This window comes from bacterium (genome assembly GCA_035530055.1).
Taxonomy (GTDB): Bacteria; UBA6262; WVXT01; order WVXT01; family WVXT01; genus WVXT01.
Window position 1 is genome coordinate 1 of record DATKVN010000075.1, and the last position, 22,963, is coordinate 22,963.

A 22,963-nucleotide genomic window follows, 5' to 3' on the forward strand; every position below is an offset into this window, starting at 1 on the left:
TCCCCAAAACTCTCCTTTTTTAGAAGATGGTACAATATTTGAAAATACAGTATCTACTAAAACTCGACTACCCCCAAACAGGGCAGTAAGAATCATAAGCCCGATTGCTTGACCAACATTTTTAACAAAAGCAAAACCTGATATGGTAATAATTTGAAAAATTGCACTAAAATAAAGAATTTTTTTAACAGCAAATTTGTCAGCCAGATACCCGTATACGATTGTCGCTGGCAAGCCGACTAAAAGAGGTATAGCGAACAATAACGGAATCTTAGAATCCGGAACGTTAAAAGCATCTTTAAAAAAAAGGGGTATAAAGGGTAAAATTAAACCAATCCCAAACATAAAAAGGAACATTAATGCTATAAACTTTACCGGTTCTTTTTCCACAAGTAATTCTTCCAGATGCACACGTAATTTCATCCTAAATCTAATTTTTTCTATATGGTCAGTTCTAGCCCTTTTTTTAAATTCTATACTCCAAGAGGGTTCCTTTATCTTCAAGACAATGATCCCAGTAAGCAATAAAAGAGTAGCAACAAAATAGAATGCAAACGATTTATTCACTCCATACAGAATTCCGCCAACTGAGTTTATTAATAAAGCACCAATAATCCCGAAAAATGCTAAAAAACCGAAGGCCTTACCTCTCTGAGCAACTCCCACAATATCGGATATGAGAGGAAGCATCGGTCCTTGAATTAGACTTATCCCAATCCAAATCCCCACTAAATAAAATATAATTGAGATTAATTTAGTGGACTGACCACAGAATATAAAAGAAATGATAGCAATAATAACTCCTGTCAATATGAAAGGCGTTCTTTTGCCTAAATATGTTGAAACTTTGTCACTATAGAAAGCCGCCAGAGGAAATACCACCACTCCAATTAAAGGGCCCAAACCCATTATTATACCGATGACGGCCTTGCTTTCAGTGAATAATGAAAGAAATAAGGGGATTAGGACTCCAATAAAGGTATGAGTTGCTCTAATCCCTATAAATGATGAACCTATTAGGCCTAATCTAACCTTGGATAATTCTCTCATTTTTTATTTCTTATTTCTGAATGGAGATATTTTATTCTATTGTTACCTCTTTTATATTCATTTACTAAATTTTTCATCTCATTATTTTCACTCTGATCAATAATTGTCAAATCAAAATCAGGATAGGTATTTGATAGAATGCTCTCTATCGCAGATTTTAAAAATATCAGACGGTTATATGTACATATGATTACTGAAACCTTCATGTTTAGTAGTCTAATAACGGTAGCTCCACTGCTCGTCCTTCTCGGCAGCTGAGATACACTGCCTCAGCAACTTCTTGCGCCTTGACAGCTTCAAAAAAACTGGGAACTATTTGTCTTTTCTCCTTTATTCCTATTAAAAAACGAATTGTATTTTCGGCTATACCCCAAGCCCATATTCGTAGAAAATCTCTTCCAGGGAAATCCATCGATTTTGACATATCATTAATTTTTTCAGTCATATGCATTAATCTCAAGGCTTTATATTTCTCACCATATTTCATCAGCAATTTCATCAGCAATGGTCCAGCGTTTTTCTTCTCTTCCTTATCACTTGACTTAGGAAAATAAGTCAAATCTAAAAAAGGCCTTACAACGCATTGACCTTTCGAGCCAATAATCTCAAATTCGAAGTTATGACCAATGGACCGTCCAAAATAGCTTACAGTGAAACTACCTTGAGGAATTTTATCAAATACCGCAACCGTCTGGGTTAAAATATCACCACATTGATCGCCACTTGGTGTCTTGAATGCTACAATTTTCTTCAAATCGCCAAATAAAAATCTTGCGACATTTACCATATGACATCCAGATTCAAAAAGAACTCCGCCACCTTTTGATTTATCAAACCTCCAACTGATTCTCGGGTCAGACGGAACAATTCCCTTGAGAGCATAATCACTCCAATCAACTCGATAGCTTCCTCCTTCATCTAATATAGCACGCATGTAGTATAAATCACCCAAGGCTCCGCTTTCAATCATATTCTTAGCTTCTATAACTACTGGATCGAGAATGTACTGTAAGCCAGTCGTATGATATATCCCTTTCTCTTTGGCTAACTTATATAATTCCAAACTCTTATGTACATCAATAGCTAAAGGTTTTTCGCACAAGGTATGTATATTTCTCTCAATAGCATATCGTGCGATTTCTTCATGAAATATAATAGGGGTACAAATAAAAATAACGTCAGGTTTTGCAGTTTCTATCAATTCTTGATAATCAGAAAATAGTTTTACTTTGCTCGCTGCAGAAATTTTATTTCTTTTCCCTTCATCTTTTTCGACAATACCACACACTTCCACCCAATCCAACGAAGACAGAATAGAATCATAAATCTCACCTATCATTCCATACCCAATTATTCCAACTCGCATATCACACCTCCTTTTTCATTTTTCTTAAAAAGCATCCGGTCACTACTCTAAAGCCTCCGTTGTCACGTCAGTCCTCATTTCAAACCTTAATTCGCACCATTCTTCTCTAATTAACATTATTTCTCTCTCAAATATACCATATTCCTTTTATCAACATTAAATTTCATACTCTTAATTATTCCTTTTAGAAACGAGATGAGATAGATTCTATATATCAAAACCAATAAATATAATGAATCTAGGAGTGAAAATTTTAGCGAAATAATATTATTAGTATATACGACCAAATCAAAAGGAATTAAAATCAAAAGTAATAACACTGCATTAAAATCCATACATCGAATATGTTTACAAAATGTACCAACCGTTCCAATTATATAACGCTCGAATAGTAATTTTCCCTCTTCCCAAGTTCTAAAACCATGGTGCTCTACTTCTATTGTAGGAACATGGATTATCTTAAATCCCTTTTTTAGTGCCCTGTAAACAATATCATATTCTAATGCTGCTTTCAGTTCTCCTCCTGGCCCTAAGACTTCATCAAAATATCCCACCTTTTCAAAAAAGTTCTTCCTTACGACCATATTTGCTTGCATTATTCCTCCCGTACCCACTTTCTTAATGGAAAGAGGCCCTTTAAATTCAGCATATCGTATTTTATTAGCAGGAATGAATCCTCTTCTTACGTCATGTTCAGCAGGCTTTACACTGCCAAAAACTATTATTGAGTCTGTGGTAATTCTGTCTAATGTAATAGCTATCTTTTCGAGCCAATCTTCTGAGACGACACAGTCGTCATCAGTAAATGCAATAATATCTCCTTCGGCCTCTTTCACACCTAAATTTACAGCTCTAGATTTTCCTCGCACCGACCATAAATATTTTAAATGTGAGTTTTTAGTGATACATTTTTCAACTATCTTTTTTGTTTCATCTGTATTGCTCTGGTCGATAATTAAAAGCTCATAATCAGGATAGGTATTGGATAGGACACTTTTTACGACACGCCCAATGTCATTCGGCCTATTATATGTGCATATAATTACAGATATCATTATTAAGCCTTAATTATAAGTAATCGCTATGCTCTAAGTAAGTAAAAGAACAATTGTAATAGATGAACCTTACATTTTTACTCGTGAGTTTTTAATAACTTCCTTGTAGACTCTTATTATTTTCTTTACTTGCTCTTTAGGATTAAAATCCTTTCTCACAGTCTCATAACCATTTTTTATTAATCTATTCCTTAACTGATTATCACCCAGTAACCTCATTATTGTTTGGGCCAGTGCTTTATGGTCTCTGGGTGGAACTAATAGACCATTTTTACCATTCACTATATATTCTTTTATAACGCTTAGTTGGCTACTAATAACTGGAATGCCAGCTGCCATTGCTTCCAAGTTAACAAGCCCGTAATTTTCGTGAAGTGTAGGAAAAGCCATTACCTCTGCTAATTTATATATAGCAGGCATCTCCTCTTTTGGTATTTCTCCAGTAAATATTATGTTGTTTTCTAATCCTAACTTTTTTATTAAACTTTCTACTAATTCTCCATAAGATGATGGCATCCATTTCTGTTTTATTCTCCCGGTAAGAATAACTTTGCATTCTGGATAACGTTTTAATACAAGAGGCAAAGCCCGTATTAAATATTCAACTCCCTTCTGAGGGACTATTCTGCCAACACATAAAATAATTTTGTTTTTTTGACTCAAATTAAATCTTTTTCTTAATTTATCTCCGCCATCAACTCTTTTTTTCTTAAGACAAACCCAATTATTGATATACACAACATTATTTTTTAAACCCTGATATTTAACTAAATCTTCTTTATCCTTTCTGCTGACGAAAATTATTTTATCAGCGTTACTTAAAAAAAGTCTTCTCATCCTCATATCAAATATTCTATATATAGGTTCTGATTTATAGAATCTCTCCTGTTCACACCTGATACATTTATTCTCATTGTAGCCTTCGCACATTCCCTGATAACAATCATTATTTACTAATACTCCGTGGCTTGTATGCATTGTTAAAACTACAGGCTTATAAATCATATATTTTACAAAAATCGAAGTATAACAGGAAAATGGGTCGTGAGCATGAATAATATCAATACCCACTTCTTTTAATTTTTTGGCTATAATAAAAGCCTCCTCAGAAGTAAAAGCCTTGAGTCCACCAATTCGCCTCTGAGAAATAGATTTTTTATGAAGAATATTATCAATAGGACTTTTTACATCAAGAATTTTGAATTTGAATCTTCTTTTCTTAAGGTTTAGATAATTTTCATAAGTTGTAATAAGAAATACCTTGTGTCCTTCTTTAGCTAAAGAATCCGCCAATTCATAAACATGGGTTTCTATTCCACCTGTTTGGGGTAAAAAGAATTTTGATAACAAGGCTATTCTCATATCATCCTCTCCTTGCAGATCTTCTTGATAAATAATCTACATCATATCCATAGAAGGAAGAACATCTGCTACATATTGAAAAAAGTCCTCTTCTTTTTAAGACATTCCTGAACCTTTCTGCTCTTTCCCCATACCATATATCAAGGATATTCTGGGTAAAAATGTTTCCAAGAATATAGTCAGGATAGTCAGTACAAAATACTACGTCGCCGTTAGGCAATATACCAATGCGCTCATTAATAGCAGCGCACTCTGTATATCCGAAAGTATAAGTGGGTTCCTCCAGGAACTTTTTAACATCTCTCATACAATCAAGAAGAATTAATCTTGAACTCCCTTTGGATTGCGCAATTTCATGGAAGGCTTTTTCTACCTCTTCAGGATTTATACCTATGTGATTCGTACTTATCCAACCATCGCAAGAAATTGCATCACATTCCAAAAAGGTTTTCATCTCCCACTTATACCGTTTCCTCATCTGGGGTGTATGAAACCATGCAATCTGAAAGAAGAAAGAATGTGCATCAAAATTATCTTTTATGTAATTGAAGAAATCTATTATATATTTATAATTTTCATTAGTAATGGTATAAAGAAATTGTAATTGGGGAAGTTGCCTCATATGTTCTTTCTTTATTTTCTCTATCTTTCTTAACCCTTTCATAACTTTCGAAAATACACCTTTGCCTCGGATACTATCATTAATTTTTTCCGGTCCATCTAAAGAAACTGCTACCCTGTCAACATTTGACACAATGTCCTCCGCGTATTCTTCCAAAAGAGTGCCATTTGTTATCATTGCTGATCTTAATTCTTTAGATTTGATATATTTCATTATTTCTCTTATATCCCGGTATAACAACGGTTCTCCACCCCAGAAAACGATTGTAGGTTTATACTTTGATATTTGGTCAAAAAATTTATACCATTTTTCTACATTTATTTCTTCTCGAAATAAATTAAATTTTTTATTGCGATAGAATCCTTTCGGTCCCCATTGAAAACACATTTTACATCTCAAATTACAGCGTTGAGTAAATTGCACACCAATAAATTCAGGAAATTTAATGTTCATCTGTTCCTTATTTAAAGATGTCCCTTTAATAATTTTACTGCTAACCCTGCACCCTGATAAGCAGCAATATCCTGTTGTACTTTTCTGGCCCCTTCTTTATACCTTGGATTATTTTTGATTTCATCGACCATTGCACAAATATTACTTGGTTCGATTTGATTTGGATACATCCACATACCAGCACCTAATTCTTTTATCCTTTCCGCATTACTTAATTGTTCTATACTAAAAGGCAACGCTATACTGGCATTTCCATAAGCTAAATTTTCCATCAGTGTTCCTAATCCACCATGACATAAGAGAATCACATTTTTTAATCTAAGGATAAGATTACTTGGGACATATGGCGTAATTTGGATATTCTCTGGTAAATTCTTTAATCTCAAATCGGGATTTGCTATTACCACTTGTACATCAGTGTTGCCAAGTACCTGCAAAATTATCTCATATACTTTTCCTACCCTATCTCGTACAACGCCCGCCATTCCACCAAAAGTTACATAAATAACTGGTCTTTCATCGTCGATTTCTAAGTCAAAATGTGATAAATTGTAATCACTATTTGAAAATATAGGACCCACATATTGAGATGCTGGTTGGGGACCGATATAGTAAGTATTAATAGGTAACTCGGGTACTACACTTATAGAAGGAGTGGATGGAATGAAACTTAGCTCAGGGGATAATAGCAAGTCATAAACACTATTTACTAAAGGTAATTTAAATTTTTCTAAAAATGGATGAAAATTCCTTGCATTTTTTTCAGCTATAGCCAAAAAGGTATCTGGTCCCATACTGGCTAGCATAGGCTTGACTCCATGTGGAAAAATAATCTGTAACCACGATTCAAGAGCTTTTTTATTGGAATCTCTTACCTTGTAAAGCGGTTCAGCAGCGGCTTTAATTCCAGAAGGTATCTGTATTGCCAAGACAATAGATATCCACTTTATTTTGGTTGCCCGAGCAGAAATACCAGTAGTGTATCGACCATCACTAATAATCAAGTTAGGTTTAAAATCATCAATAATCTTGAGTTCTTCAGCAATACACTGTTCAATATAACCTGGTTTACTGAAGCTTTGAATCTTCTGAAAGAAGTCAGGTTTATCTTCTTCTTCTGTTAGTGGGTAGACTTTATCGAAACCAGCACTCTTAATAAAATCACATCGCTCTTTCTTTACCGCAAAGGTAATATTGAAATTTTCACTTTTCAACTCATTGGCAATTGACAAACAACGTATAATATGTCCAAGACCTGTAGATATGGGCTCGAAGAGAATCCTGGTTTTTTTGCCTTTCATCTATCACACCTACTTTAAAGTTTAGTTGCATCTAAAATATTATATTTTTGGCGGAAAAGGTCGACAATTACAAACTTAGGAGCAATTATTGGTTCTCTTTTAATCGGTAAAATATCTTGTAATAATATTATTAAAGATTCCGCAGCAAGTAACGAACCAGCCAAGTTGCAACTTAAAGAAAGAGAAGGAATTTCATGCGTCTTCATTTTATCTTTAATTAAATCTATACACCAGGGAACAGAATATTTTTTGATATGAAAAGGCATATTCTTATTCCAAGATTTCGTAAAATCTTCATGCTTCATACCGAATGGTGAAAACCCCATAAGTGTGGCTCCAAATCCCACAATTGAACTTGTGAGCATAAAAATTCCTTTTTTTCTTGCCTCTCGATATAATTCTTTTCTCGACTCGTAATTTACAAAGTAATCTAAAGAGTCTATAACAATATCAACGTTATCCAAAAAAGACGAAAGAGAGTCAAAAGGAACTCCTTTACAGAATTTTTTAATATTAATTGTTGGGTTTATGTCTTTTAAAACTTTTTCATAAACCTCTGCTTTATTTTTTCCTAACGTTGATTTGAAAGCCGCCCACTGACGATTAACATCAGGCTCATCAAATCTACCTGGATCGGCTAACCTAAATCTACCCACTCCCAATCTGGCAAGCGTGACAGCTGATGCGCCACCAACGCCGCCACATCCTGCTATTGCTATTGTAGAATTTCTTAACTTTTTTACACCCTCTTCTGTCAAAAAAGGGATGCTTCTGGCAAGAAAACTATAATACTTATCCCCTTTGACCATTTTATTTATGCCTCCTTTTTAAAAGGAAATATTTCTTATTACATAAACTACTTTAATAAATTAATAAATCAACTATTAATTTTACGCCATTATATTAATTTAAGAAACCATTAAGTCAGTCAGGAAATCTCTCGTCAATAGCTTTGTATATAAAGCTTTTACCTCACAGGGATGAATTCAATTTCCTGATATATCTCCCAATAAAAACTTTATCAATATAACTCTCAAGCTGAACTACTGTGTCCCATCATCTCCTTTTTATATGTCCTTTAACCATCTGATAAGAAACGTTGAATTATAGAATTAAAAACTTCTGGTTTCTCAATTTGAGGATAATGTCCTGCTTCTTGTATCACTTCTAAAACAGAATTAGGTATTAATTTATTAAAAAGACTTCCCATGTCCAACGGTAAACTTCTGTCTTTCTTTCCCCATATAATTAAGGTAGGAATTCCGATCTCTGAAAGTCGATCTCTTAAATCAGTAAGATTCCCCATTAACTTACTAAATGCATATTTGGATGATTTAAAAGCATCATTTAAAACATCATCCGTTACATATTGAGAATTGAAAAACATTGCATTGCGCATCATTGACTTAATTGCACTTTTTCTCATAATCCAGCAACTCAACAAATAACCTATAAATGAAACCTTAAATAAAAAGAGTAACTTAGGTAATTTTGAGGGTAATATTCCCCCACTATTAACTAAGATAAGTTTCTTAACTTTTTTTGGATATTCAACAGCCATACTTAAAGCAATTTGTCCCCCAATAGAATGGCCCACAAAAATTGACTTTTCTATTTCAAAGTATCTCATAAATTCATTTAGGAATTGAGCATAATAAATGGTGCTGTAATTTACTTTAGGTTTATCAGATTCGCCCCAGCCAGGGAGATCTAAAGCATAAACTTTATAAGAATTCGCTAATTCATGGATTGTGTTAATCCAACAAAGAGACGAAGTAAACATTCCATGGATCAGAATTATAGGTTCACCATACCCTTTAGTTCTGACAAAAATCTTATTATTCTGTATAAATGTGTATTTACACTCCATATTCATGCTAGATATCCTACTTAATCAGAATCTATTAGAAAAATTCAAAAAATTATTCTCTATTCCCTAAATTTATCCTCTCGATCAAATCTTCTAATAAACGATAATCTCCATTCAAAAGAGTCTTATTTATTCTATGGTCAAGCGTATCAACTGGAATATTAACTTTCGCTGCAATTAAAGGATATAGAGGATCAACACTTTTTATCCCTTTTTCTCTTAGGGTCTTTTGCATGCTCTCCCACTCTTTTACTAGGCTTTTAAAGTCCTGTCCATTTATCTTATACGGTAATGGAGGCAATTTATCGGGACAGCCTAAATATAACGAACAGAGATTAAACATAATATATTCTAGAAATCTTTCTTTACTCATCAGAATCTCGATATTATAACTGGAAGCATCTTCTGCCCACGCTATTCCTGGATAGATTACTGGAAACAACACATTTGTCGCATCCAACGCTAATTCAGAGATGAACTTGATAGTATCATTTTTAGTTTCGTCATTATCAAAAGGGGCAGGATAAATAAAACTCCCTGAAACAAAAAGTCCAGCTTTTTTAGCCAAGATAACACTCTTTTTTATCTGTTCAAGCCTTATCCCCTTTTTCATCTTATCAAGTATACCTTGATTGCCTGATTCGATACCAAAAAACACTGAAATCCCACCTGCATTTTTCATCTTTTGGAAAGAATTCCCCCCCGAAGATCGGGCATCAGTTAATATACAAAATTTAACTTTAAGGTTTTCTTCCACGATCTTTTCGGAAACTTTTTCGATTAATCTCTTGGGAGTATTGGAACCTCCAAAATAGAAAGTATCAACATTATATCGAGAAAGGTAGTATTTTATTTCTTTTACTATTCGCTCAGGACTTTTGGATCTTTGCTTAACTCCACTTTTAATAGAATGACCACAAAATGCACATGAGTATGGACAGCCCCTAGAGTCTTCAACTATAATTATTTTAATCTTTTGATTATTATTTAAACTTAGATAAACATCTTCATCATATACCGGTAAAGGTAGGCTGTCTAAGTTTTCTATTCTTTTTATAGGAGTAGTCACTATTTCACCATTTTTCTCAAAAATAACATTTGGTATATCCTCAAGGTTCCTTTGCCCTACAACATATTCAGCCAATTGAACGATTGTCTCTTCGCCTTCTCCACGCACTAAAACATCAAAATCATTAAAGACTTTTAAAATTTTATCTTTTGCTATATCCACTGCTGGACCACCACCAAAAATTTTTATTAAGGGAATTTGTCTTTTAATTTTTTTAACCATTTCACACGACTTTCTAAAGGATTCTCCATTCCACAATTTAAATCCTATAAAATCAATGTCTTCTTCGTTAATTTTAGAAATAAGCTTTTTTGTAACCTCATTTGTGTATCGCCACTTTATTATTCTTAGGATATTCTTAATCAATAAAATTTGAAGATTCACAACAAAGTTTGTTGTCCATCTTTTCCTTTTATCCTTTTCAAGAAATAATTTCTTATTCCATTTTGTAAGGAACGGGGGATTTAATCTTCGTCTCATCTCTAAGGTCCCAAAATCTAAAATTTTTGTTTTATGGCCATTTACAATAAGCGCTGAAGCCAGACTAGCAAGACCATTATCTGGAAAAAAACAATCTATACCAAAAATATCAGTGACGAAACTTATGAGAAGACTTTTTGTCTTTTGTTTATTTTCTCTTAATTCCATATAGACTCACAATTATTTTTTTGTTAAAATCAGGCTATTCTCATTTTATTATTTTAAATTGTGCCGTTTATAATTGGCGAGGACCTGTTGATACTGTTTTTCGACAACTTTGTCTTTGTCTGATAAATTGTTTTTAATTTTAACAAATCTATTTCCATAAATGCCAACTAGTAATTTAGTACAACATTCCAAAAACTCATCAATAGATAATTTTGTAGGACGAACAACCATATGAAATCCATCAAAGAATTGCCAGTCATTAGTAATAAGATTATGTTTTTCCTTTTCATATAAATCGGTCCCAGGCCCTGGGGTTAAAAAAGGCACTACAACAAAAGTCAACTTCATCTTTTTTATATAATTTAGTAGGGCATCAAAGTCTTCTTTGGAAAAGCTCGATTCAATTAAAAAATACCCAATTATTTCAACACCATTTTGCTTTAAAATATGAATTGCATTTTCATTGTTGGCAATTGAGTTATTTTTATTATGCCTAATTAAATCCTCATCACGGAAAGATTCCAAACCAACAAGAATAGCGTCTAAACCAATTTCTCTCCACTTTTCAATAATATCAGGCCTTCTCGCAATGGAATCCGACCGGCCATAAATGAAAAATCTTTTTTTAATACCTGCCTTTCTAATAGCCTTATATAATTCTTCAAAAAAGTTTAAGTCTAACATTGTATTGTCATCTTCGACATTTACAAGTTCTTCATCAATAAGCATCAGCTCATTGACAATCGATTCAACACCCCGCTTGGTAAAGGTTCCATTTGAAAATTTCCAGCATGTACAAAAATCACATTTATATGTGCAACCCCTTGTGGTAAAAATTGCACCAACAGGTCTTCGTCCATGTCGATTATAAAGTACCCTATGGGCTCTTGTTAAATTGCGATTAGGTAGTGGAAAATCGTCTAAATTTTTTATTCGTTCTCTACTCGGTGTGAAACATAATTGCCTTCCCTCTCTATATGCAATTCCCTTGACTTTAGAGAAATCTCTTTTTAATCTATATGCTTCTACTAATTCAGGAAAAGTTATTTCTCCTTCACCAATGACAATCACATCAACAAATTCTCTTTTAAATTCCTCAGGAGCTAGTGAAGCAAAAATCCCTCCGACAACAGTCAAGATATTTGAGGAGTATTTTTTTACATCTCCTAACACACTACAGACAACTTCATATTCTGGTGCAACACCTGTAATTCCAACTATATCTGGTTTGAAATCATCTAATTTTCTCATCAAATCAGAATCAATCCTCATGTCCAATATTTCCATCTCATGAGTATTTACATTTGCTGCTATTGTCTCCAATCCAAGTGGCTCAATCAAACCAGGTGTCATAGCAGGATTCCACAATGGCGGTTGAATTAATAATATTTTCATAGTGTCCTCTTTTGCTAATTACGGTTTTATATAAAAAATTCGATTTTGTTGAGTCATTTCCTTAACGCTTCAACTTATTTTGCAATTTTTGAACTTTAGCCATTTGGTATTTATTGTCTATCTCTGTAAATTTATCTACTGCTTTTTGAAAAGCTCGTTTTGCTAGATTGTATTGTGTTAACGTCAAATATAATTGCCCCAGAGATACTTGAGTCAGCCCTTCCTGAATCGGATTATCAGTCTCTTGAGTGATAGCTAAGCTCTTATTTAAAAATTCCCCGGCCTTTTCAAACTGTCTTCTTTCCTGAGCAATTTGTCCCAACAAACGATAAATATGAATTTGATAATAAATATTCTCTAATTCAGGGTCGCTAACAATCTGGTGCGCTTCCTCAACTAAAGAACTGGCTTCATTTAATCTTCCAAGTCTCATATAAATATCACCTAAGGAATAAAGAGATAAAATTAATCGCTCTATACGATTCTTTTTACCAATATCAATCGCGAGTTTTAATTCATTTATTGCTTCTTTCACTTTATTTCTTTCAAACAATAATAAACCAAGTAACGCTCTACCATAAGATTGCTCACTATTACATGATATTTCAATAGCTGCTTTTATAAGTTTATTTATCCATCTTTCAGCTGATTCGAATTCTCCTCTTTGCAGCGTAGCAAGGCTTAGATGTGCATATAAATGGATACTATTGGTTAACGGTTTTCCCATTTTCTTATTCAAATCATTAAGGATTTGAGCCTTAATTTGAAATTCTGAATAGCGCCCGCATAAAGCATATCGCTCTACTTCAACATGAACAGCCCAAAAAAACCCATCAAAAAGATTGAATTTCTGAGAGATCTCAAGAATTTTCTCCAAATATGTTCTATCAAACTTTTTCCCTTGATAAACAAAAGCTATTTCCCTCATAAAACAACATAGCCCATACAGAAACCACGATTCTCTATCTACTAATTGACTCTTGGATTTCTCAAAACATTCAATTGCTTCTTCCATAAGTTTCCTTGCTAATCTGTGCTTCCCAATAAATCCTAAGGCTTGAATTTGAGTTGCTAATATCCCTCCTTTCATAAAAGATTCTGGATCTGGCAGATACTCCAAATTTCTATTAGCTACTTCAATACTTTTTTCATTTTCTCCTATGAATGAATAAGCAAAGGCTAAATTAGCTTGGCTCATAATCAATTTACGGATAATGGTTGGATAATCACCTTTGAGTCTCGGTTTGGGATATCGGGGTTGATTTAATTTAGTTTTAATTTTGTTAGATAAAGCCCTTGGCAAATAACTTATTAACTTAAAGAATCCTCGCATCAGTTTTATTACCCTTTGGACGTCTCCATAAGCGTGGAAGATTTTTATAAGTTTTTTACTCGCCTCAACACAGACTTTAGGATCGGTATCTACTGTTATCTGACTAAGTTTCTCCAAGGTATCTATCATAACTGTCTCTTTTTCGGGATAATCTATGACTTCGAGTAAGTCAACCCCCTGTTTTAATAACTTAGAAGCTTCTATTAAAGCATTATTTTGCACCGCTCTGTTTCCTGCCATGATAAGATATCGAACCGCTTTTTGTTGACTCAAACCGTTGCTGAAATGATAAGCTAATTCGCTTGCAACTATCTCTTTGTTTTCACCAAAACGTTCTTCTATAATAGTTCCTGTTTTTTCGTGTAATTCCTTTCTTTTTTCTTCATCAAGTTGATGATAGAGGGCTTCTCGGACACGGTCATGGGTGAAAATATATTGTTTCTCCTCAGTTTTCATAAATTGATGTTCAATCAGCTCATCCAAGATTTCGAAGAGTTTTTCATCTTCTAATGCACTTAATACCTTTAGAAAAGATAACTCTAAACCTCTATCCACCACAGAGGCGATTCTGGCGAGACCTAAGGCTTCAGGACTAAGAAATTTCAAACGGCGGAGTATGGTGGCTTCAATTGAAGTAGGTAATTCTAATGTGCTTATATCTATAGGTAATATCCAACAGCCTCGCTCTAATCGTAGTTGTTCTTCTTCAATTAACGCCCTCATCGTTTCACTAACGAAAAAGGCATTTCCAGCAGTAGCAGTATATACATGTTCGGTAAAATCTTCGGTCAATTCTATCCGACCCAACATCCCTTTAATTAATGATTGAATATCGTCTTGGTTCAAAGTTGATAGTTTCATTAGTTGCGTAATCTCTTCTTCTACCGTTTGAAAAATGATGCTGGTAGATCCCACCTCATCATCACGGAATGCACCCAAAATCATAATTGGATTAGATCTTGTCTCTCGAATGCAAGCATTCAGTAATTCCAAAGTGGCAAAATCAGACCAGTGTAAGTCTTCTATGCAAATAACTATTGAGGTAACTTTTGATATATCTTTTAACCATCCGGTAACTTGCTCAAATAAGCGCACCTTTTCTCCAACCTCATCTAATTTTGGAGCAGGCTGGTAACCCTTCCTCCTTAATTCTGGTATAACCTTAACAAGCACTGAACCATATTTATCTAATATCTCTTTTTTAGTTAACGGCAGTAAAGGTCTAAAACCATCTGCTAAGGGTTGATAAGTAGTCATTCCTTGTTCGAAACATTGCCCTTCCATAAAGGGGACTTCCGCTAGTTGGACTTTTAATTTAAACTCTTGAATCAAGCGAGTTTTTCCTACCCCGGCTGGTGCAGCAATAAAAATACTCTCACCCTTCCCTTGTGTCGTTAGAGTAAAGGCCTCTTTCAGTTCTTGCATTTCCCTTTCCCGCCCTATAAGTTTACTGCAGTTAAGATAGCTTTTCCTTTGTTCAAAGGTCTCTATAGCTATTTTCTCGCCAGTAACTTGAACTAAATCATTAATTAATTCAGCTGTTGTCTGATAGCGTTCATTTTGATCTTTGGCGAGGAGTTTTAGTATTATTTCTTCCAATTCCTCAGGGGTGTCTTCTCTAATTTGGCGAAGAGGAATAGGAGATGTTTGGATATGTTGTCTGATAATATCTAATGTCTTGTTACCCACAAATGGGGGTTGCCCAGTTACCAATTCATAAGCCATTATACCTAACGAATATAAATCGGAGCGAGCATCAATAATACCACCTTCAGCTACTTCAGGTGGTAAATAAATAACAGTTCCAGTTATTTCGCCACCGCTAGGTAGCCCCATCTGGTCCATTAGACCAAAGTCCATCAGTTTGACATTTCCTTCTGGAGTAACGCGAATATTTGCTGGTTTTATATCTCGATGAACCAGAAGCCTGGAATGAATGAAATTTAATACCTGGCAGGTCTGAATGAGAATACGATAGATTTCCGAAAAACTTAACTTCCTTTCTCTTAAAATATCCCGTAACTCCTGACCCGGGACAAACTCCATAGTTAGATACTCGTCGCCATTTTCTAACACACCGTAATCAAATACATTAACTGTATTTGGATGTTTTAATTTAACCATAGTCCGAAACTCTTGTCTAAAGTGCAGAGACACTTCCTTTCGTGAGATAAAGGTGGCAGAATCTTCCTTTTTATAGACCTGTTTGAGGGCCATTTCTCGTTGTTCTACTGTGTCATAGACCCGCCAAACTCTCCCCATACCCCCTTCACCGATTTTATCAATTATCCTGTATCGATTCGCTAATAGGGGTTCTGTCATTTTTTACTCTTGTTTTTAGAAGTATTTCTAAAGGCTTGCAAAAATCTTTCCTCTGTTTCTTTTTCAGACTTTACTCTAGAAACGTCGATCTTCATAGGCATAACTATTTTAATAAAGGTATTAAGTATGGAACTCCGAGATGGTTTCTTTCCTCCACAGAATCTCATTTCTCGAGCTATTCTATCGATGAACTTAATTTGCCTCTTGTTCATTCCGATATTGGTCACAAGTAAATTTCTATTCTGATTTTTCATTTGCTAACTTACCTTTGTTTCTGTTCATTCTTCGGAACTCTCTAAGCGATTGAAGAATTCTCTTTTCTAAATCTGCCTGAGTTCTAATATTTTTGCAGTCTACCTTTAGCCTCACAAAGGCATTAATTAAGCTTCGAATAATATATGACTTAGGAAGTTTATAACCCCCACTAAGCTTCATTGAAATACCCAGATTATGAAGCCAATCATCCGTCTTTTTATCCAGAGAAAGGGGGATACGGAATAGGTTTTTTTCTACATCAGATCTAAATCTTTTCTTCATTTATAGTTATCACCTTATAACAAAAAACCGAACTGCTCTCTTGCAAAAAGCAGTTCGGCTAATAAGTTAATTAAAGACTTCTCTGCTATCTTTATAATTGGTTTCGGTAGCCCGGCCGTCATTCTCACTTTTTCCTTGCTGACCCGTAACTTTGCCGCGTCTCGTAAAGTGGCCCAAACCAACTACGGAATCGCGCCCCGGGGCATCCCAAATAATGGTTTACCGGGGGCCCCTACCTCTCGGTAGGTTTGCCTTTTCGTTCCAACTTTTCTGTCTTAAATATACCACAAAAGTTACATTTTGTCAAATGTCTTTTTATGCTTTTCAAAATTCTTACTTAGGAGTATTAAACAAAAGGGAAATAATACCTGGTCCGAGTTTGCTTCATCATATAGCTAACAAAACTTTTTATATAGTCTTAATGTATTTTCAGCAACAATCTCCTTGGTATATTGCTGCTCAACCATCTGCCGTCCCGTGTGTCCCAGTCGCTCCCTTAATTCCTTGTTGCCTAAAAGGCAGTTAATCCGAGAGGCCAAAGACTCAAAATCCTTGACTGGAATGATGAATCCATTAATGCCATCTTTGATAATCTCCGGCATTCCTCCTGTTTTAGTAACCACCATTGGCTTACCTGATGAAAGGGCTTCCAACATCGTCAGTCCAAAAGGTTCAGACACGGATGAGGGATAAACACAAACCGAGGAAGCAGCGTAGAGCTTGGGCATTTCTTCCAATCGAAAAGCATCAATTAACACATTATCCTCAAGACCAAGAAACTCAACCAGACTTACCATATAGGCAATGTCCTTCTGTTGGCTCTGGACCCAGTCTATAATATTCTTTGTGCCCGCAAGCACCAGAACTACATCAGGAAACCTCTCCTTAATTATACGCAATGCCTTTATGCTCACATCGCAACCCTTAGCCAACCCCATCCTTGCAGGATGAAATATCACCTTCTTTCCTCGCAGGACAGGATATTTCTTAAAGACAGCCTGCGCATTTACTTTAGGGGAATAAATATCCTGGTCAATACCATGATGGATAACCGTGATGTTTCTGTGATTATAGCCAGTTCCGAGAATTTCTCTCTTTATAAAATGGCTGACAGCAATAATATGACTCCACTTAATATTCTTCGTCAAATCCAAAAATAAATTATCATCCCATACATTATGCGCTGTTAAAATAAGGGGAATGCCTCTCTTGGTGCTTATTTCTTGAATTGCCAATGCATGGATTTTGCTAAAATAATGCATATTGTGGACGTGGATACAATCAGGTTTTGTCTCGTCGATGAAATTATCAAATACAGCTCTTACCTCTCCAGAAATACCATCTACCCCTCTTTTACTAAGCCAGTTTAAATCCATAATGGGTTGGCGAAAGATGCCCACACCTTTATACCTATCTCTCCCCTTCTCTCCTTCAAATGCACCAGTAAGAAGATTGACCTTATGGCCCATTTTAACTAAAGTTGGTAGCAATATCGTTAAATGCGTCTCCACTCCTCCGATAATAGGAGGAAAACCCCAATGCAGATGAGATATGCTTAACTTTTCTTTTGCCATTGTCATTCCTTTTAAGATTTATAAATAGTAAGCCTGCACTTCCTTTGCCGGTCTTTTTCGCTCAAATTCAAACGGCTTATCGCCAGCCAATTCATGCAAAACACCGAATACTCTTATCTTAACCTTCTTCCTGCCCGGAGAAACAAGCTGAATTTTTATTTTATTACTTTTGACTTCCAGTCTAAGCAGGTTTCCTCTCCAATGCAGGGAAAAAAGGATTTTCCTCCATATTCTTGGCATTTTGGGATTGATTGACAATATCCCTTTCTCTATTTTCACCCCGGCAAAACCATTTATCAAAACCTGCCAGATTCCCCCCATACAAGCTGCGTGAATGCCTTCATTTGTATTTTTATTAATATTGCTTATGTCAGTACGCAGAGCAGCATGGAAAAATCGATAACCTCTGCTTCTATCTCCTACATCAATAGCCATACGGGCATATACCGGGAGGCTCAACGAAGACTTGTGTATTGTCCGGTCAATATAATATGCATAGTTTTCTCTTTTGGTCTTATTGCTGAAAACGTCTGAAAGCAGATACAAAAGCATAATCACATCTGCCTGCTTAACAAGTTGTGTTTTTCCATAATCTCTGGGAGTCAGTTTCTCCGAGACAACAGGTATAAAATTCTCATCCCAATCAGTTATTTTAATTCTCCTCTTTCTAAAATACCCATCGAATTGCTCAATTATCTGCCCCTTACCCATGTTTATGCTGATGCGGGCAGAGATATTCTTCCATTTTGCTGCCTCTTTGGCTGAAAGTCCTATTTTTTGAACCAACTTTCTATAGACCTTTATATTTAATTTCCTTAACTTCTTAAACATATTATAGGCCATAAGCAAATTCCACTTTGCCATCATATTAGTAAAAGCATTATTATTAACATCTACGTGGAACTCATCAGGGCCGATAACCTGTTTAATTTCGTATTTCTTCTTCCTCTTATTGTATTCAACGCGGCTGGCCCAAAATTTTGCTGTCTCAAACAATATTTCGTAACCGTAATCCTGAAAAAAATTCTCGTCCTGCGTAGCATTATAATAGTGATAGAAGGCGTAGGCAATGTCTGCGGTTATATGGTGCTCCATCTTACCCGTATGGATTCTGATTACTTTTCCGTCTAAATCTTTAGCCCACCCGGGTGTCTCGTCTTCTCCTGAATCAGCAGATTCCCAGGGGAACATCGCCCCTTTAAACCTATTTTTCTTAGCCCTCGCTCTTGCCGCGTCTAATCTTCTGTATCTGTACACTAGCATATTCTTAGCTATATCAGGCAATGTATACAAATAGAATGGAAAAAGAAAAATTTCAGTATCCCAGAATATATGCCCGCGGTAACCTTCCCCTGTCAATGCTCTTGCTCCTATACTGGATGAACCATTATCTTTTGGTCCACATGTTAGCATATGATAAATGTTGAACCTGAAATTCTTTTCAACTTCCGGGTCACCCCATATGGAAACTTCAGCCACATTCCACAAACCTTCCCAGGCGCGAATATGTCTTCTCAATAAGCAATCGAAACTGGCGTTAAATGCCTTTCGGAATTTCTTCTCTGACAATCTCTTTATATTATCTAAATCTTCTCCTTTAGAAATAGCCTCCACGCAGAATATCTTGGTAAATACAACAGTCTGATTCTTCCGCAACTTCAGCTCAAATATATTATCTTTTGCTGCAGTCTTTTTGCCCTTAGTCTTATAATAAAAACCACTCCGGAAAATTGCCGTATGCAATTTACCAAAAGTCTCAACTATAAGATATCCCTCATTCTTAAATTGTCCTAATTCCTTGATCCTGAAATGTCTTTTGCGTCCTTCCGTTACGGTTCTAACATTATACACAGAAGTATCTATTCCCGTTTCGATGGATGCTTCCACTCCATCATCCAAGGGCGTAAAAATAATCTGCATAACGCCGATATTCTCATCGTGCATGGACACAAATCTCAAACTTTGATAATCGTACTTTCTTTTCTTACTGTCCTGGTAAATAGTATGCCGGCACAAAAGCCCATGCCTTAAGTTCAAAATTCTTCTATGTTCCACAACATCCATGGTAATAACGCCCAGTCTTTCTCCATCTATCCCTATCTCGAAATTAAAAGGATTAGGTAAGTTAACTAACTCGGCAACCTGGGAACCAATTCTATCATATACTCCTGCAATATAGGTTCCCGGTGTGGCCTCATAAGGTATCTCTTCCAAAACAGCGCGGCTTCCCAAAAAACCATTCCCCAGGGCAAGTTGAGATTCCCTCACTCCCTGAAGCAACTTCACCCAACCCTCCTCCTTAATCAGCCAGGGATATTCAGTATTGTATTTAGAGTAATAATCTTTCATTTCTTAAATAATCCCTCGATTGTTTCATAGTCTACTTTGGATAAATCTTCCACAACGAGGTTTGCCTTTGTCAGTCTTTTGGCATTACCGTAGCGGTCAATCCCGATGCAAAGCATCTTTCCGTTTACTGCAGCCTCAATGCCTAAGACGGCATCTTCAAACACAACACATTCTACATAAGCACAACCTAATCTCCCGGCAGCTAACTGAAAAATCTGAGGGTCGGGCTTGGCCCTGGTAATGTCGTTACCATCCACTATGGCATCCGCCAGATAAATAATCCCCGCCCTTTGCAAAATCCTTTTACAGTTCCGGCTCGAGGAGGCAAAGGCTATTTTCTTATTATGACTTTTTAACTCCTTAACTAAATCTATAGAAGAGGCATACACAGGAATCTCTTCTTTCTCGATGAACTCAAGAAAATATCTCTGTTTCCTGTCACCGGCTTCTTTTAATTCTGCTTCACTAATGTCCGTCAAGATTGCCCTTGCCCCGTCATATCTGGGAATACCATCAACCTTACTTTTATACTCATCAAAAGTAAAATCTATCCCGTATTCAGAAAACATCTTCTTCCATGCCTTAAAATGGATTGGCACCGTATCAACAATTACACCATCCAAATCAAAAATTGCTCCCTTAAACATTAGACTGCAAGTCCTCCCCATATGTGTAATTGATAATCTTGCTCTTATTTAACTCTAAATTACGATGTTCGCGGCCTTCGAGTCCTTCGGCAAACTACTCACAAGCATATGTATTTACTATAGTAAATTTTTTAATACTGGTCTTAACACTGCCTTTATTAGAGACAATGAAATAATTCCTATTAATACAACAATAACCGTCCTGTAGTTAAATTCGTTAAGAACGAGTCCCAATGCTAAACTTGCTGCCGGAGGATGTTCCGTATTTGTAATTACCATTACAAATATCGCTAATCCCACAGACATCGCACCAAACACTACATATGAAAACTCCTGGATAATGGGTAGCTGCCTCAGCAATGGCACCAAAGATAAGTAATGACAAAGGCAACCTGCAGCTATTCCCACTAGATACCCTCCTATCAGAAACCTCGGTCTTGACGCCTGTGTCTCAGCATTGTGAATACTATAAAAGAACTAGCACCCAAAGCAACAATTATGGCGGCATTTGATACGACATCTAGGATTAACAGTACAATTCTCGAATTCTGGGGACACAATACTTAATTAGTCTTTATGCCCCTCTTTTCCCCCTTTTCAATATCCTTTCTTTTATTTTCTCAAGTTCACAAAGAAATTTCTCGTCACCTAATGGTCGATTCATGCATGCATGTTTTTAAAAAGATTCCTATCTGTATGTCTATAATCTTCAACCACATATTACCATAAGAATACTTAGTTATAACCATACGGGCTATTCGTGCCATAGCATAACCAACACACCAGGATCGTATCTGGATAATTAAGTATTGTGTCCCCAGAATTGCTTAGAACAAAATTTTCATTGATAGAATACTACAACTGCAAAGAAAAAGCAAGATAGTTTTTGCTAATTTCGGCCCAACAACGGTCATTTCTCAAGAAGATTACAGGAAGATTACAGGAAGGATTTTCAGAGGAGTGCAGGCGGTGGTTGCTGAAGGCCACCTTTCTGGCTCGGCAGCTCGCCAGCCTATACGCTGTAGCATAACTTACGAAGAATAGCATTAAGGGCAGGCGTGCTTGTGTACTCCTCTCCCGAATGTAGAAATCCAGAGGAGAAGTCCTTCGGGGTCGTCGTCCACCCCTTAACATCGAAGAAGTTCAAAGTAGTTACTCAAAGATGTCAAGGGTTGCCGAGCCATCAATCCAAAAAAGCAAAAAGGCAAATTTGCCCCCACCCAAATTTGCCTTTTGAACAAAATTTTCTCAGTCGGTTAAAATTTTACCTTCTATCTGCATCGTATCAGTTAAGTTTTTTAACAAACAGGTCTCCAACTTAAAATTAGGAATTATCTCAGAGGCCAAATAAAAATTCTTGACAAAATAATTTTTTATTATATACTATATGAGTATCTGTTCATATAGTTAATTAATGATGAGAAAGGAGGCCAGTGATGAGAATCGAGAAAGCCCGCCAGATTTTAAAGTCCTTTGCTGATGATACTCGCCTCAGGGTCATAAATCTTCTCAATAAGCAAGAATTAAATGTAACCGAACTATGCGGAATTCTTCAATCCAGTCAATCAAATCTTTCCAAACATCTTACTCGACTACGATTAACAGGGGTGGTAGACGATAGAAGAGCTGGTCTTAATGTCTATTATCACTTAATAAAACCGAAGAACAGGACCCATCAGGAGTTACTTAATTCTATTACTGTAGGCCTTGCAGATTTAGAGATCTTTAAACGGGACATAGGAATGCTTAAGGAGTTAAAAAAGTCAGCAAAAATAAACGCCACCAAGAAAGAAGGTAGTAAGAAATGAAGAGATATTTAGTGGCAGCGGCAGTATTGGCACTGGGTCTCTTGATTTGCTCCGGCATATCCCTCGCACAGGAGGAAGCGGAAGAAGAGATAGAATACTCTTGGGGTATAGTCAGTAGCATATCTTCTGACCAAATCGCGGTTATAGAGTGTGACCACGATACTTATGAAGATGTAAATGTTCCTATACTATAGACCCAGAG

19 protein-coding genes are annotated in these 22,963 nt (G+C 35.8%); 2 read left to right on the forward strand and 17 right to left on the reverse strand.

The genetic code is table 11. The features are described from left to right. The 17 genes from VMW39_05895 to VMW39_05975 form a co-directional block, all read right to left on the reverse strand. A partial coding sequence (locus tag VMW39_05895) for an MFS transporter (GenBank protein ID HUW23542.1) occupies positions 1 to 1,050 on the reverse strand: 1,050 nt, incomplete at its 3' end. Positions 1,051 to 1,258: 208 nt separating this feature from the next. Further along, complete coding sequence (locus VMW39_05900) at positions 1,259 to 2,416, reverse strand: Gfo/Idh/MocA family oxidoreductase (protein ID HUW23543.1); 1,158 nt, start codon at positions 2,414 to 2,416, stop codon at positions 1,259 to 1,261. A gap of 116 nt (positions 2,417 to 2,532) precedes the next feature. Further along, a complete protein-coding gene (locus VMW39_05905; protein HUW23544.1) occupies positions 2,533 to 3,471 on the reverse strand; it encodes a glycosyltransferase family 2 protein in 939 nt (312 codons plus the stop codon). A 69-nt stretch (positions 3,472 to 3,540) separates the two neighbouring features. Continuing rightward, positions 3,541 to 4,833: a glycosyltransferase family 4 protein gene (locus VMW39_05910; GenBank protein ID HUW23545.1), complete on the reverse strand. Its 1,293-nt coding sequence runs from the start codon at positions 4,831 to 4,833 to the stop codon at positions 3,541 to 3,543. Between the two features lies 1 nt (position 4,834). Next, positions 4,835 to 5,908, reverse strand: a complete 1,074-nt coding sequence (locus VMW39_05915; protein ID HUW23546.1) for a radical SAM protein — start codon at positions 5,906 to 5,908, stop codon at positions 4,835 to 4,837. Between the two features lie 11 nt (positions 5,909 to 5,919). Further along, entirely contained in the window at positions 5,920 to 7,209 is a 1,290-nt protein-coding gene (locus VMW39_05920) for a nucleotide disphospho-sugar-binding domain-containing protein (protein ID HUW23547.1), read from the reverse strand. Positions 7,210 to 7,223: 14 nt separating this feature from the next. After that, positions 7,224 to 8,018 (reverse strand): ThiF family adenylyltransferase, encoded by a 795-nt coding sequence (locus VMW39_05925; protein HUW23548.1) that lies wholly within the window; start codon positions 8,016 to 8,018, stop codon positions 7,224 to 7,226. A 269-nt stretch (positions 8,019 to 8,287) separates the two neighbouring features. Next, complete coding sequence (locus VMW39_05930; GenBank protein ID HUW23549.1) at positions 8,288 to 9,085, reverse strand: alpha/beta hydrolase; 798 nt, start codon at positions 9,083 to 9,085, stop codon at positions 8,288 to 8,290. A 46-nt stretch (positions 9,086 to 9,131) separates the two neighbouring features. Further along, positions 9,132 to 10,796 carry a radical SAM protein gene (locus VMW39_05935; GenBank protein ID HUW23550.1) on the reverse strand — a complete coding sequence of 555 codons (1,665 nt, stop codon included), beginning with the start codon at positions 10,794 to 10,796 and terminating at the stop codon, positions 9,132 to 9,134. Between the two features lie 48 nt (positions 10,797 to 10,844). Beyond that, on the reverse strand, positions 10,845 to 12,191 hold the full coding sequence (locus VMW39_05940; GenBank protein ID HUW23551.1) for a cobalamin-dependent protein: 1,347 nt from the start codon (positions 12,189 to 12,191) through the stop codon (positions 10,845 to 10,847). 61 nt (positions 12,192 to 12,252) lie between these two features. Next, positions 12,253 to 15,846, reverse strand: coding sequence for a protein kinase (locus VMW39_05945; GenBank protein HUW23552.1), 3,594 nt, complete (start codon positions 15,844 to 15,846; stop codon positions 12,253 to 12,255). Further along, the gene (locus tag VMW39_05950; protein ID HUW23553.1) at positions 15,843 to 16,100 is read right to left on the reverse strand and encodes a hypothetical protein; all 258 of its coding nucleotides are present in this window, start codon (positions 16,098 to 16,100) and stop codon (positions 15,843 to 15,845) included. Before VMW39_05950 ends, VMW39_05945 begins: the two co-directional genes overlap by 4 nt. After that, complete coding sequence (locus tag VMW39_05955; protein HUW23554.1) at positions 16,084 to 16,383, reverse strand: hypothetical protein; 300 nt, start codon at positions 16,381 to 16,383, stop codon at positions 16,084 to 16,086. Before VMW39_05955 ends, VMW39_05950 begins: the two co-directional genes overlap by 17 nt. Before the next feature lie 395 nt (positions 16,384 to 16,778). Next, positions 16,779 to 17,957 (reverse strand): glycosyltransferase family 4 protein, encoded by a 1,179-nt coding sequence (locus tag VMW39_05960; GenBank protein HUW23555.1) that lies wholly within the window; start codon positions 17,955 to 17,957, stop codon positions 16,779 to 16,781. Positions 17,958 to 17,975: 18 nt separating this feature from the next. After that, complete coding sequence (locus VMW39_05965) at positions 17,976 to 20,306, reverse strand: glycosyl hydrolase family 65 protein (protein HUW23556.1); 2,331 nt, start codon at positions 20,304 to 20,306, stop codon at positions 17,976 to 17,978. Next, positions 20,303 to 20,953 (reverse strand): beta-phosphoglucomutase family hydrolase, encoded by a 651-nt coding sequence (locus VMW39_05970; protein ID HUW23557.1) that lies wholly within the window; start codon positions 20,951 to 20,953, stop codon positions 20,303 to 20,305. The genes VMW39_05965 and VMW39_05970 overlap by 4 nt, the downstream gene beginning before the upstream one ends. 117 nt (positions 20,954 to 21,070) lie before the next feature. After that, complete coding sequence (locus VMW39_05975) at positions 21,071 to 21,418, reverse strand: HPP family protein (GenBank protein HUW23558.1); 348 nt, start codon at positions 21,416 to 21,418, stop codon at positions 21,071 to 21,073. Positions 21,419 to 22,389: 971 nt separating this feature from the next. Here VMW39_05975 and VMW39_05980 point away from each other — a divergent pair. Together VMW39_05980 and VMW39_05985 are read left to right on the forward strand one after the other, a co-directional pair. Then, complete coding sequence (locus VMW39_05980; protein HUW23559.1) at positions 22,390 to 22,761, forward strand: metalloregulator ArsR/SmtB family transcription factor; 372 nt, start codon at positions 22,390 to 22,392, stop codon at positions 22,759 to 22,761. After that, positions 22,758 to 22,955 (forward strand): hypothetical protein, encoded by a 198-nt coding sequence (locus tag VMW39_05985; GenBank protein HUW23560.1) that lies wholly within the window; start codon positions 22,758 to 22,760, stop codon positions 22,953 to 22,955. The genes VMW39_05980 and VMW39_05985 overlap by 4 nt, the downstream gene beginning before the upstream one ends. The last annotated feature ends 8 nt before the right edge of the window (positions 22,956 to 22,963 follow it).

Coding starts and splice junctions, on each gene's coding strand:
- VMW39_05900 (HUW23543.1), bottom strand. CDS start 2,416: ATGCGAGTTGGAATAATTGGGTATGGAATGATAGGTGAGATTTATGAT.
- VMW39_05905 (HUW23544.1), bottom strand. CDS start 3,471: ATGATATCTGTAATTATATGCACATATAATAGGCCGAATGACATTGGG.
- VMW39_05910 (HUW23545.1), bottom strand. CDS start 4,833: ATGAGAATAGCCTTGTTATCAAAATTCTTTTTACCCCAAACAGGTGGA.
- VMW39_05915 (HUW23546.1), bottom strand. CDS start 5,908: ATGAACATTAAATTTCCTGAATTTATTGGTGTGCAATTTACTCAACGC.
- VMW39_05920 (HUW23547.1), bottom strand. CDS start 7,209: ATGAAAGGCAAAAAAACCAGGATTCTCTTCGAGCCCATATCTACAGGT.
- VMW39_05925 (HUW23548.1), bottom strand. CDS start 8,018: ATGGTCAAAGGGGATAAGTATTATAGTTTTCTTGCCAGAAGCATCCCT.
- VMW39_05930 (HUW23549.1), bottom strand. CDS start 9,085: ATGAATATGGAGTGTAAATACACATTTATACAGAATAATAAGATTTTT.
- VMW39_05935 (HUW23550.1), bottom strand. CDS start 10,796: ATGGAATTAAGAGAAAATAAACAAAAGACAAAAAGTCTTCTCATAAGT.
- VMW39_05940 (HUW23551.1), bottom strand. CDS start 12,191: ATGAAAATATTATTAATTCAACCGCCATTGTGGAATCCTGCTATGACA.
- VMW39_05945 (HUW23552.1), bottom strand. CDS start 15,846: ATGACAGAACCCCTATTAGCGAATCGATACAGGATAATTGATAAAATC.
- VMW39_05950 (HUW23553.1), bottom strand. CDS start 16,100: ATGAAAAATCAGAATAGAAATTTACTTGTGACCAATATCGGAATGAAC.
- VMW39_05955 (HUW23554.1), bottom strand. CDS start 16,383: ATGAAGAAAAGATTTAGATCTGATGTAGAAAAAAACCTATTCCGTATC.
- VMW39_05960 (HUW23555.1), bottom strand. CDS start 17,957: ATGGCAAAAGAAAAGTTAAGCATATCTCATCTGCATTGGGGTTTTCCT.
- VMW39_05965 (HUW23556.1), bottom strand. CDS start 20,306: ATGAAAGATTATTACTCTAAATACAATACTGAATATCCCTGGCTGATT.
- VMW39_05970 (HUW23557.1), bottom strand. CDS start 20,953: ATGTTTAAGGGAGCAATTTTTGATTTGGATGGTGTAATTGTTGATACG.
- VMW39_05980 (HUW23559.1), top strand. CDS start 22,390: ATGAGAATCGAGAAAGCCCGCCAGATTTTAAAGTCCTTTGCTGATGAT.
- VMW39_05985 (HUW23560.1), top strand. CDS start 22,758: ATGAAGAGATATTTAGTGGCAGCGGCAGTATTGGCACTGGGTCTCTTG.